The organism is Pseudomonas oplopanacis, assembly GCF_057128725.1.
In genome coordinates this window covers 388,635-400,706 of the sequence record NZ_JBSKHV010000003.1, presented here as the reverse complement: position 1 = coordinate 400,706, position 12,072 = coordinate 388,635, and the positions used below count along the sequence as shown (strand labels likewise).

The window sequence follows — 12,072 nt, the reverse complement described above, 5'->3', positions numbered from 1 at the left end:
GCGCGCCATCGACGACGCAGACGCGTTGCCGATACTGCCCAGATGGTGAAATTGGTAGACACGCCAGCTTCAGGTGCTGGTGACCGCAAGGTCGTGGAAGTTCGAGTCTTCTTCTGGGCACCAATTTCGAGCTTGAGATTAGATCAATTTCAAGGCTCACACAAAAACCCGCGAAAGCGGGTTTTTGCATTCTAAGCTTCTGATTTATTAAATCTAAATCAGGGGTTTACAGATCAAAACGCTCTCCGTATAGTGCGCCACATCAACAGCGGCAACGCTGAAGATAAATGCCCAGATGGTGAAATTGGTAGACACGCCAGCTTCAGGTGCTGGTGACCGCAAGGTCGTGGAAGTTCGAGTCTTCTTCTGGGCACCAATTCAAATTCAAGGTTTCGACCTTGAATTTCACAGAAACCCGCGAAAGCGGGTTTTTGCGTTTCTGGCATTCAGAAACTGACAACGCTGCCTTTTGTGGCGAGCTTTTGTGGCGAGGGAGCTTGCTCCCGCTGGGGCGCGAAGCGGCCCTCTTCATTTTTCCAGGCATACCTTATTGTCAGGTTTTGCGACTGCTTCGCAGCCGGGCGGGAGCAAGCTCCCTCGCCACAATCCTCGCACCAGACACCTCGAACAAACCGTCACCTAATCCAATGCGCGCATTTGAGAAATAATATCGTTTATCATTGTTGCAAGTTTTTGCAATGCGACAGTGAGGAACCCTGCGAATGATGTTTCGAAATACCCTGCGCCGCGGCCTGACCTTCACCCTGCTCGGCCTGGTACTCGCCACTCCCCTCACCCAGGCTGCCGATCCGGCTTCCCTGACGCTCTATAACGGTCAACACAAGGAAGTCGGCGACGCCATCGCCAAGGCTTTCGAAGCCAAGACCGGCATCCATGTAAATGTGCGCAAAGGCAGCAGCAACCAGCTCGCCAGCCAGGTCATGGAAGAAGGTGACCGCTCCCCTGCCGACGTGATCTACACCGAAGAATCGCCGCCACTGAACAAACTCGGCGAACAAGGTTTCCTGGCCAAGACCGACGATGCCACGCTGGCGGTTTTGCCCAAGGACTATGTAGCGGGCAACGGCACCTGGATCGGCATCACTGCCCGGGTCCGGGTGGTGGCCTACAATCCCAAGCTGATCGAGGAGAAGGACCTGCCGAAATCGGTAATGGAATTCTCCAATCCGAAATGGCAAGGCAAGGTCGGCTTCGTGCCCACCAGTGGCGCCTTCCAGGAACAAGCCGTCGCGATCATCAAAGTGCACGGCATGGACGCGGCTGAAGAATGGCTGACCGGCCTGCGCGCGTTCGGCAAGACCTACAGCAACAACATGGTCGCCCTGAAGGCCGTGGAAAATGGTGAAGTCGCCACGGTGCTGGTGAACAACTATTACTGGTTTGCCCTGCAACGCGAGAAAGGCCAACTGGATTCGAAACTGCATTACTTCACCGGCGGCGACGTCGGCGGGCTGATCACCGTTTCCAGCGCAGCCGTGCTGAAATCCAGCAAACACCCAAAAGAAGCCCAGCAATTCCTCGCCTATATGGCCAGCGAAGAAGGCCAGCGCGTGATCACCCAGACCACCGCCGAATACCCGCTGCACAAAGGCATGGAATCGGATCGCGGCCTCAAGCCGTTCAGCGAACTGCAAGCGCCCAATGTCACACCGGCCGATCTGGGTAACGCCGAACAAGCACTGGACCTGGAACGCGATGTTGGCTTGAACTGATGAGCGCTTCACCAGCCTCCCCCGCCTCCCCCGCCTCACGCGGAGTGTACGTGCCTCGGCGCAAACGACCGTCGATCTGGCTGTTGCTGCCAGTCCTGTTGCTGGTTGTGCTCAGTCTGTTGCCGCTGATGTATGTCGGGCTCAAGGCCTGGCAAGCCGGCTGGGCCGAGGCGCTGCATCTGCTGTGGCGGCCTTATGTGTTTGGGCTGCTGCGCAATACGCTGGCGCTGATGGCCGGCGTGACGCTGGCCTGTGGCGTGATCGGCCTGTCGCTGGCCTGGCTGCTGGAACGCAGCAATCTGCCGGGGCGGCGATTATGGGGCGTCATTCTCTGCTTGCCGTTCGCCGTTCCGGCGTTTGTCAGCAGCTTTACCTGGGTTTCGCTGAGCGCTCATTTTGAAGGCCTGGGCGGGGCGATTCTGGTGATGACGCTGTCCAAGTACCCGCTGATTTTTCTGCCGGTCGCAGCGACCCTGCGCAATCTTGATCCCTCTCTTGAGGAATCTGCCCGGACACTTGGACAGAATCGCTGGGGCGTGTTTTTCAGAATCACGCTGCCGCTGCTCTGGCCGTCGTTGCTGGCGGGCTCACTGCTGATCGCGCTGCACATGCTGGTGGAATTCGGCGCGCTATCGATCATCGGTCTGCAAACCTTCACCACGGCGATCTATCAGCAGTTCGAACTGGAATTCAGCAATGCCAACGCGGCGATGCTGTCGGCGGTATTGCTGGCGCTGTGTCTGATGTTGCTGTGGCTGGAGCTGCGGGTTCGCGGCAAGGGCCGGCATGTTCGTACCGGCCAGGGTGCAGCGCGGCATGCGGAACAGGTTCGATTGGGAGCTTGGGCCGGTGCCGGACAGCTTTACTGCCTGGCGCTGGCGATCATCGGCAGTGGCATTCCACTGGGGATGCTGGGGTATTGGCTGGCGGTCGGCTCATCAGCAGCATTCCCGGTCGCCGCAATCGGCGAAGCACTGCTCTCGTCGCTGGCACTCTCCCTCGGTGGCGCAGCACTTTGCCTGGTGCTGGCCGTGCCGGTGGGCTTGCTGGTGGTGCGTTACAAAGGCCGATTGGCGATCTGGGCCGAGCGCCTGCCGTATCTGCTGCATGCGCTGCCAGGCCTGGTGATTGCGCTGACGCTGGTGTATTTCGCCCTGCACTATGTGCCGGCGCTGTACCAGACGTCCGCCTTGCTGCTGATCGCTTATGCACTGTTGTTTTTGCCGTTGGCTCAGGCGCCGATTCGAACGGCTCTGAACAAGGCTGCACCGCAACTGGAAGAGGCTGCACGCACGCTCGGGGCTACGTCGTTCAGTGCGTTTTGCCGGATCACGCTGCCGATTATCTTCCCGGCGCTGGGGGCAGCGTTTGCGTTGGTGTTTCTGGATGCGATGAAGGAGCTGACGGCGACATTGCTTCTGAGTCCGACCGGGCTCAATACCTTGGCGACAGAGGTGTGGGCACATACCGCGAATGTGGAGTTTGCGGCGGCGGCGCCTTATGCGGCGTTGTTGATAGTGGTGTCGGGGGTGCCGGTTTATCTACTGACAACCCGGATGTATTTGAGCCGTTGAGAACGCCTTCGCGAGCAGGCTCGCTCCCACATTGGATTTGAGGTATTCACACATTTTGTGTCCACCAACAATCACTGTGGGAGCGAGCCTGCTCGCGAAGGGGCCAGCCTGGACAACCGTTTACGCCCTGAACTGCCCCAGGCTCGCCTTCAACTGCGCCGCCAGCCCATCCAGCACCTTGCCGCTGGCCGTGGTCTCCACCACCGCCTGAGCCGCTTTCTCAGCCTGTGCATGAATGGTTTCTACCCGCCCCCTCACCGCCTGCGCACCTTGCGCCTGATGCGCCGCTGCCTGAGTCGCCAGGCCAATCGCCGCATGCACCTGCTCGACCGATTCCTGCACCGACTGCTGCAATCGTGCACTGTCGCGCAATACCAGCAAACCTTCGCTGGCCTGACGCCCGGCCTGACCAATTGCCGCCACCGCTTCACGCGCACCTTGCTGCAAGGCAACGATGTGCGCCTGAATGTCGCCGGTCGAGCTCTGTGTCTTGCTCGCCAGTGCCCGCACTTCATCAGCGACCACGGCAAACCCGCGACCGGTCTCGCCCGCGCGCGCCGCCTCAATGGCCGCGTTCAGTGCCAGCAGATTGGTTTGCTCGGCGATCCCGTGGATCACCGTCAGCACCACCTCGATCTGCTCACTCTGCTGCGCCAGTCGCTCGATGACTTTCGCCCCGGTATCGACCTGCCCGGCCAACGCTTCGATCAAGCTGCCGACTTTTGCCGAGGTCCGGGTGTTTTCATCCGTGGCCGAGCGAATGTCCACGACCTGCTGCAAAGCTGCCTGCATGGCATGACTTTCAGATTGGGCTTCATCAGCCATCTGCGACAACGCGCGCAGGCTCTCGGCCACTTCATCGCGCTGCATGCCTGCGGCCTTGTCCGCCCCGGCATTACGCAGGGTCATGGCACCAATTTCCACGCCGGTACGCTGGGCCACGTCGCCCGCTTCACGCACAATCGGCTGCAACTTATCCACAAAGCGATTGACGGCCGACGCCATGTCGCCGATTTCGTCCTTGCTGTTGATCTGCACGCGCTTGGTGAGGTCACCCTCGCCTGCCGCCAGATCATCCATGGCGCTGATCAGCATCTTCAAGCGGTTGACCACTCGACGCCCGAGCACCACGGCCAGCAACAGCAGTACGCCGCAACCCACCAGCGCCAGGAACATGCCGATGCGCCAGCGCAGGGTCGCTGCAGCTTCCTGTACGGTGCTGGTGGTGTTGGCTTTCATTTCAGACGCCGTGGACTGCGCCGACTGCAAACGCGCGCCCATCGCCGCAGCACTGTCGGCAGCTGCGCCTTTGAGGCTGTCGCCCACCAATTGATCGCTGCTGGCAATCAGCGCCGAGAAGCGCTTGTCCAGGGCCGCGAGGTCGGTTTCCACCGAGGCGGTGGAGACCCCCATGATGACTTTGCCGATTTCCACGCCATTGGGATTGATCGAAGATTCTAGGTAATAAACCGAAGGATCGTTCTTCGCCGCATCCAGCACTTTGTCGAGCGCGCGCTCGCCCTGGCCTTTTTCAAGGAGGGCCTTGTTGATCGGGTTTTCACGATTGAGGTAGCGGGTCAGGTGCTGCCCGGTTGCATCGTCGTAAACCACGAACAACACATTGGGATTGCGCTGGGCCCGGCGGGCGAATTCGGACAGGGTTGGAACGTCGCTGTCCCACATCGCGCGGGGGGCGACCGAGGCCAGAAGCTGCGCCATATCATTGGCGGAGTCCTTCAGGTCTTTTTCCAGCGTCGCTCGCAACTGAGCCTGCTCCTCCTTCAAACGCGAGGACAAACCGGCCGTGAGGCGCTGACGCGTGCTGGTCGAGAGGTTGTCGAGGCTCGACGTGACTTCACGTCCTGCCTGCTCAAGTTCGCCAGAAAGTTTTTGACTGTCGGCACCCAGGCGCACACCCAGATCGGCTTCCAATGCAGTCACTGTGCTCCGGGTCAGAGCAACAGCCACCAGCACTTGCACCAAAAGGGCGATACCGAGGGTAACGAACACGGGCCGCAACAAACGGCTTTGTAACAATGAGAGAACTGCCGACACTTAAAATCCCTCTGCTTTGGCGCCATTAAATTGATGGCGCGCTGGAAGCGATGCTTTTATTCAACATCACAGCAAAGGTCATGCCGTCCAAGACGGCATAAACGACAAAGGGCCCTATTAAGGACCCTTTGTGTTTCACTTCAATGACTTATCAAGCAAACGGATGACGCAGAACGATGGTTTCGTTGCGGTCCGGGCCCGTCGAAATAATGTCGATCGGCGCGCCGATCAACTCTTCAACGCGCTTGATGTAGGCACGAGCGTTAGCTGGCAGCTCTTCCAGGGTTTTGGCACCCACGGTCGATTCGGTCCAGCCCGGCACTTCTTCGTACACAGGCTGAAGACCTACGTAGCTGTCAGCGTCAGTCGGAGCAACGGCGTTGCCCTGCGCATCTTTGTAGCCCACGCAGATGTTGATGGTTTCCAGGCCGTCGAGTACGTCCAGCTTGGTCAGGCAGATGCCCGAGATGCTGTTCACATCGATTGCGCGACGCAGGATAACGGCGTCGAACCAGCCGCAACGACGGGCACGGCCGGTGGTAGCACCGAACTCGTGACCTTGCTTGGCCAGGTGCGCACCCACTTCGTCAAACAGCTCAGTCGGGAATGGGCCCGAACCGACGCGAGTGGTGTAAGCCTTGGTGATGCCCAGGATGTAATCCAGGAACATCGGGCCAACGCCCGAACCGGTCGCCACGCCACCGGCGGTGGTGTTGGAGCTGGTCACGTACGGGTAGGTGCCGTGGTCGATGTCGAGCAACGAACCCTGGGCGCCTTCGAACATGATGTCTTTGCCAGCGCGGCGCAGGTCGTGCAGCTCGGCCGTCACGTCCAGCATCAACGGCTTGAGCAGCTCTGCGTATTCCTTGCACTCGGCCAGGGTTTTTTCGAACTCGATGGCAGGCTCTTTGTAGTAACCCACCAGCATGAAGTTGTGGTAGTCCACCAGTTCACGCAGCTTGTCTTCGAAGCGCGGCATGTTGAGCAGGTCGCCAACGCGCAGGCCACGACGTGCAACCTTGTCTTCGTACGCCGGGCCGATGCCGCGACCGGTAGTACCGATCTTCAGCTCGCCACGGGCCTTTTCACGGGCCTGGTCCAGCGCCACGTGGAAGGACAGGATCAGCGGGCAGGACGGGCTGATACGCAGGCGCTCGCGCACCGGTACGCCTTTCTCTTCCAGCTTGGTGATCTCGCGCAGCAGGGCGTCGGGTGCAACCACCACGCCGTTACCGATCAGGCACTGCACGCCTTCGCGCAGTACGCCCGACGGGATCAGGTGCAACACGGTTTTCTCGCCGTCGATTACCAGCGTGTGACCCGCGTTGTGGCCACCCTGGTAGCGCACTACGGCGGCAGCATGTTCGGTCAGCAGATCAACGATCTTGCCTTTGCCCTCATCACCCCATTGGGTGCCCAGGACTACGACATTCTTACCCATAACACTTGTCCTCATTCGCGCAAACTTGGTGCCGGCAGCCGCCGGCGGGAAAACTCAAGAAGCCAGCGGCAATACTTGCCAAAGCCCGTTCTGCTGAATCAATTGCCGGTCGCAGTCCGCTTCACGGGCGGCGGCCAAAGGTTGCCCAGGCAAAGCCTGAACGACACGCTGACCCTCACTGCGCAACTGGCAAACCTGCTGCCAGAGTGCCGCATCCGTACTGTCAGGCATCCAGATACCGCCAGACGGTAGCTCGATTTCAGCACGCCCCAGGGTCACCAGGGTTTTCAAATCGGTAGAGAAGCCGGTAGCCGGACGAGCGCGACCGAAGTCGGCGCCGATGTCGTCGTAACGACCGCCCTGGGCAATGGACTGGCCAACACCCGGTACGAACACCGCGAACACCACACCGGTGTGGTAGTGGTAGCCGCGCAACTCGCCCAGGTCGAAGTACAGCGGCAACTCCGGGAAGCGCACGGACAGACGCTCGGCAATCGCCAGCAGGTCGTCCAGAGCCGCCAGAACAGGCGCCGGCGCATTCGCCAGACGCTCGCGGGCAGCGCTCAACACTTCACGGCCGCCACACAAATCAACCAACGCGCGCAGCATGCCGGACAAATCGGCAGGCAGGCCTTCGGTCAAGGTAATGACCTCGTCGATGGCCTTGCGTTGCAACGCGTCGAACAATTGTTGCTCGACTTCACCGGACAGACCGGCAGCGCGGGCCAGGCCACGGTAGATGCCGACATGACCGAGGTCCATGTGTACATCCGGCACATCGGCCAGTTGCAGCATAGCCAACATCAGGCTGATGACTTCCACGTCGCTGCTCGGGCTGGCATCGCCGTACAACTCGGCACCCAACTGGATCGGGCTGCGCGAGGACGACAAGGCGCGAGGCTGGGCGTGCAGCACGCTACCGGCATAGCACAGACGGCTCGGACCTTCGCGACGCAGGGTGTGCGCATCGATGCGCGCCACTTGCGGCGTGATGTCGGCACGGAAACCCATCTGCCGGCCCGATTGCGGGTCGATGACCTTGAAGGTACGCAGGTCGAGGTCAGAGCCCGCGCCGGTCAGCAGGGATTCCAGGTACTCGATATGGGGAGTCACGACAAACTCGTAACCCCAGCTCTGGAACAGATCCAACACCTGACGACGCGCGACTTCAATGCGCGCCGCTTCTGGTGGCAGTACTTCTTCGATGCCATCTGGCAGCAGCCAGCGGTCTACCGTTGCCATTACGCCATTCCCCTATGATCCGGGCGGCAAGCCCTCGGGCGAGCCTTGAGTGAAGCAGAAAATGATCGGCTCATACGCAAACCACGCGCATGAACGACATGGCGAAAAGCCTCAAACCGGCTTCGCCAACCACTTTCCTCGAAAAACCTGTTGAGCCTGCATAAAACAGCAATCAAACGTGCAGACGCAAAAAAGCCGGGAATTTCCCGGCTGCCGCATCATACACACGTTTTCCCAAAGGATCACCCCGCCCGAGGCTTTAGCCGCCAGGCGGGGGATGATTCAGGTCAACGCGGTATCAAGGCTTGGCTTTTTCCAGGTAACGGAAGAAGTCGCTGCTTGGGTCCAGGACCATGACGTCGGATTTGTTCGCGAAGCTTTCACGGTAGGCACGCAGGCTACGGTAGAAACCGTAGAACTCCTGATCCTGGCCGTAGGCCTTGGAGTAGATCGCAGAGGCCTGGGCATCACCGTCACCGCGAACCTCCTCAGATTCACGATAGGCTTCAGCCAGCAACACGCGGCGTTGACGATCGGCGTCGGCACGAATGCCTTCTGCCAGCTCGTTACCCTTGGCGCGGTGCTCGCGAGCTTCACGCTCACGCTCGGAGCTCATGCGCTCGAACACACTGCGGTTCACTTCTTTCGGCAGATCGATGGCCTTGACCCGAACATCGACGACTTCGATGCCCAACTCTTTTTCCGCCATCTTGTTCAGCGAAGCCGTGATGTCGGTCATCAACGCATCGCGCTCACCGGACACCACTTCATGCAGCGTGCGCTTACCAAACTGGTCACGCAGGCCCGACTCCAGACGACGGGACAGACGTTCGTCGGCAATTTGCTTGAGGCCAGATGTCGCGGTGTAGAAGCGCTCGGCATCTTTCACGCGCCACTTGGCGTAGGCATCCACCATGACCGCTTTCTTTTCCAGCGTCAGGAAGCGTTGCGTCGGTGCATCCAGCGTCATCAGGCGTGCGTCGAATTTACGCACCTGGTTAACGTAAGGCACTTTCACATGCAGGCCCGGCTGAACATCAGCCTGGACCACACGACCGAACTGCAGCAACACCGCACGCTCGGTCTGAGCCACGATGTAGAAGCAGTTCCAGGCAGCGATCGCCACGACGACGCCGACAATAAGGGCGATCAGCGATTTATTGCTCATCAGCGACTCTCCCTGGTACGTGCTTGCTGTTGCTGCAGATCAGCTGCCGCACGCGTATTCGCTTCATTGCTGGTGGCCGCCGCACCTGTCACCGGAGTGCTGGTGTTACGACCACTTTCGACCATCTTGTCCAGCGGCAAGTACAGCAGATTGCTCTGGCCATTCTTGTTGCCGGTCACGAGAACCTTGCTGGTGTTGCTGAAGACTTCCTGCATGGTGTCCAGGTACAGACGCTCGCGGGTGACTTCAGGGGCCTTGCGATACTCGGCGACCAGTTTGGTGAAGCGATCGGCCTCACCCTTGGCGCGCGAGACGGTCTCGTCACGGTAGCCGTTGGCGTCTTCAAGAATGCGCTGGGCCTGACCACGGGCTTCCGGCACGACGCCGTTGGCATAGGTTTCAGCCTGGTTACGCGAACGCTGCTCGTCTTCACGGGCACGGATCACGTCATCGAAGGCTTCCTGCACTTCACGCGGTGCAGCTGCGCTCTGTACGTTGACCTGAGTGACGGTGATACCGGTGCGATAGGTATCCATGAAGCGTTGCAGACGCTCCTTGATTTCGCTGGCCATCAATTCACGACCTTCGGTCAGCACCTGGTCCATCGCGGTGGAACCCACCACATGGCGCAGGGCACTTTCGGTCGCGTGCTGCAGGCTGATTTCCGGCTGGTCAACGCTCAGCACGAAGTCCTGCAGGTTGCTGATCTTGTACTGCACGGTCAGCGGCACTTCGACGATGTTTTCGTCTTCAGTCAGCATTTGACCCTGCTTGGTATAGGCACGCTCACGCGTGACGTTTTCCAGGTACTTGCGATCGATCGGCGGGAAATAGATGTTCAGGCCCGGGCCGACGGTTTCGTAGTACTTGCCGAAGCGCAGCACCACGGCTTGCTCCTGCTCGTCGACGACGTAGACCGCGCTGTACAGCCAAACGGCCGCCAGCACGACAAGGCCGATGCCAAGAATGCCGCCGAAGCCGCCGCTCTTGCCCGAACCACCGCCGTCATCACCACGTTTCTTACCACCACCGAACAACCCGTTCAGGCTTTCCTGCAGCTTTCGGAAGGCCTCGTCGAGATCCGGTGGTCCCTTGCGGTCGCCGTTATTGCGGCGCTTGCCACCCCAAGGATCCTGATTATTCGAGTTGCCACCCGGCTCATTCCAAGCCATAGCGCTCTCCATCTGATAAAGCAAAGACGCACCCACGGCGCGCCGACCAATGCTACAGAATGCCTGTCACCACGACACAACCGCTTTCTCAGGCTTTTATTGCAAAGTGTGTTGCTCGATGAACTCATTCGGCTGCAAACCTTCGCGGCTCACCAATCGATTCAACTCGATCCGTGGCAATCGAACGGCCAGCAAGCTGATGCCTTCTTCGTCGTGTTCTTCTTTCTGCACCGCACCGAGTTCGAAAAACTGCGCACGCAGTCGAGCAAAACGTTGCGGCAAGCGCAAGGTACCGATAAACAAATCACTGCCAAGTAACTCGGCAATGGCTTGCTCAAGCAATTCCAGACCCGTGCCATCACGCGCCGACAGCCAGACCCGCAGGGGTTTGCCGCTTTCGTCGCGCTGGATTTGTGGCTCAACGCCTTCAAGCAAATCGAGTTTGTTATAGACCTCGAGTATCGGCAAGTCCTGGGCACCAATCTCGCCCAGCACCACCATCACTTGCTCGATCTGCAACATGCGATCCGGTTCGGCCGCATCGATCACGTGCAACAACAGGTCGGAATTGCTCGACTCTTCGAGGGTAGACCGAAATGCCTCGACCAGCTTGTGGGGCAAGTGGCGAATGAACCCTACGGTGTCCGCCAGGACAATCGGCCCCAGGTCGTCTATATCCAGACGGCGCAAGGTCGGGTCCAGCGTGGCAAACAATTGGTCAGCCGCGTAGACGTCGGATTTCGTCACGTTATTGAAGAGCGTGGATTTACCGGCGTTGGTATAGCCCACCAGAGACACGGTAGGGATATCCGCACGCGATCGGCCACGTCGCGACTGCTCGCGCTGGCTACGCACTTTCTCTAGCCGGCCCTTGATCTGTCGCAGGCGAACCCGCAGCAAACGGCGGTCAGTTTCCAGTTGGGTTTCACCCGGGCCACGCATGCCGATACCGCCACCTTGGCGTTCAAGGTGAGTCCAGCCACGAACCAGCCGGGTGCTCATGTGGTCAAGCTGGGCCAGTTCTACCTGGAGCTTGCCTTCATGGGTACGGGCGCGTTGGGCGAAAATATCGAGAATCAGACCGGTACGGTCGATCACGCGACACTCGAAAACACGTTCGAGGTTACGTTCCTGACTGGGCGTGAGGATGTGATTGAAAATCACCAGATCGGCCTCTTCGGCCTTGACCAGGTCGCGCAGTTCCTCGACCTTGCCACTGCCAATGAGGAATTTGGCGGTTGGCCGATGACGCGGCACGTTAAAAAACGCAACGGTCTCGGCGCCCGCCGAATTAGCCAGTTCCTGAAACTCCTGCGGATCTTCGCGCGCCTCAGGGTCCTGTCCATCCAAGTGAACGAGGATTACTCGCTCACCACCACCGTGGCGCTCAAAGAACAAAGGAGACTCCTATCAGGCGTTACCTGGCTCAGCGTCACCTGCTTCGGATTCGGTTGCGCTTGGCAGACGAATTGGACGAACCGGCACCACTGTCGAGATAGCGTGTTTGTAAACCATTTGGCTAACGGTGTTTTTCAGCAGGATAACGAACTGGTCGAAAGACTCGATCGTGCCTTGCAGTTTGATCCCGTTGACCAGGTAGATAGACACCCCAACTTTCTCTTTACGTAAAGTATTCAAGTAAGGGTCTTGTAGCGAATGCCCTTTTGACATGTGCCGCACTCCTTTA

9 protein-coding genes and 2 tRNA genes are annotated in these 12,072 nt (G+C 59.3%); 4 read left to right on the top strand and 7 right to left on the bottom strand.

Annotated elements, in window-relative coordinates:
- Positions 1–36 precede the first annotated feature (36 nt).
- The 4 genes from ACWKV5_RS09740 (at position 37) to ACWKV5_RS09725 (ending at position 3,307) form a co-directional block, all read left to right on the top strand.
- Positions 37–123, top strand: a tRNA-Leu gene (locus ACWKV5_RS09740).
- Positions 124–289: 166 nt separating this feature from the next.
- Positions 290–376, top strand: a tRNA-Leu gene (locus ACWKV5_RS09735).
- Between the two features lie 346 nt (positions 377–722).
- Positions 723–1,733, top strand: coding sequence for an extracellular solute-binding protein (locus ACWKV5_RS09730; protein WP_483841099.1), 1,011 nt, complete (start codon positions 723–725; stop codon positions 1,731–1,733).
- Complete coding sequence (locus ACWKV5_RS09725; RefSeq protein WP_483841098.1) at positions 1,733–3,307, top strand: ABC transporter permease; 1,575 nt, start codon at positions 1,733–1,735, stop codon at positions 3,305–3,307. Before ACWKV5_RS09730 ends, ACWKV5_RS09725 begins: the two co-directional genes overlap by 1 nt.
- 120 nt (positions 3,308–3,427) lie before the next feature.
- On the opposite strand, the gene ACWKV5_RS09720 is transcribed toward ACWKV5_RS09725, so the two are convergent.
- The 7 genes from ACWKV5_RS09720 to hfq form a co-directional block, all read right to left on the bottom strand.
- The gene (locus tag ACWKV5_RS09720; RefSeq protein ID WP_483841097.1) at positions 3,428–5,362 is read right to left on the bottom strand and encodes a methyl-accepting chemotaxis protein; all 1,935 of its coding nucleotides are present in this window, start codon (positions 5,360–5,362) and stop codon (positions 3,428–3,430) included.
- A gap of 151 nt (positions 5,363–5,513) precedes the next feature.
- Positions 5,514–6,803: an adenylosuccinate synthase gene (locus ACWKV5_RS09715; RefSeq protein WP_027921980.1), complete on the bottom strand. Its 1,290-nt coding sequence runs from the start codon at positions 6,801–6,803 to the stop codon at positions 5,514–5,516.
- A 54-nt stretch (positions 6,804–6,857) separates the two neighbouring features.
- On the bottom strand, positions 6,858–8,045 hold the full coding sequence (locus tag ACWKV5_RS09710) for an ATP phosphoribosyltransferase regulatory subunit (protein WP_123435890.1): 1,188 nt from the start codon (positions 8,043–8,045) through the stop codon (positions 6,858–6,860).
- A 298-nt stretch (positions 8,046–8,343) separates the two neighbouring features.
- The gene (hflC, locus tag ACWKV5_RS09705; protein WP_027921982.1) at positions 8,344–9,213 is read right to left on the bottom strand and encodes a protease modulator HflC; all 870 of its coding nucleotides are present in this window, start codon (positions 9,211–9,213) and stop codon (positions 8,344–8,346) included.
- The gene (hflK, locus tag ACWKV5_RS09700) at positions 9,213–10,385 is read right to left on the bottom strand and encodes an FtsH protease activity modulator HflK (protein ID WP_123435889.1); all 1,173 of its coding nucleotides are present in this window, start codon (positions 10,383–10,385) and stop codon (positions 9,213–9,215) included. The genes hflC and hflK overlap by 1 nt, the downstream gene beginning before the upstream one ends.
- Positions 10,386–10,481: 96 nt before the next feature.
- Positions 10,482–11,783 (bottom strand): ribosome rescue GTPase HflX, encoded by a 1,302-nt coding sequence (gene hflX, locus ACWKV5_RS09695; protein ID WP_483841096.1) that lies wholly within the window; start codon positions 11,781–11,783, stop codon positions 10,482–10,484.
- 12 nt (positions 11,784–11,795) lie between these two features.
- Complete coding sequence (gene hfq / locus ACWKV5_RS09690; RefSeq protein ID WP_007902656.1) at positions 11,796–12,056, bottom strand: RNA chaperone Hfq; 261 nt, start codon at positions 12,054–12,056, stop codon at positions 11,796–11,798.
- Positions 12,057–12,072: the final 16 nt, after the last annotated feature.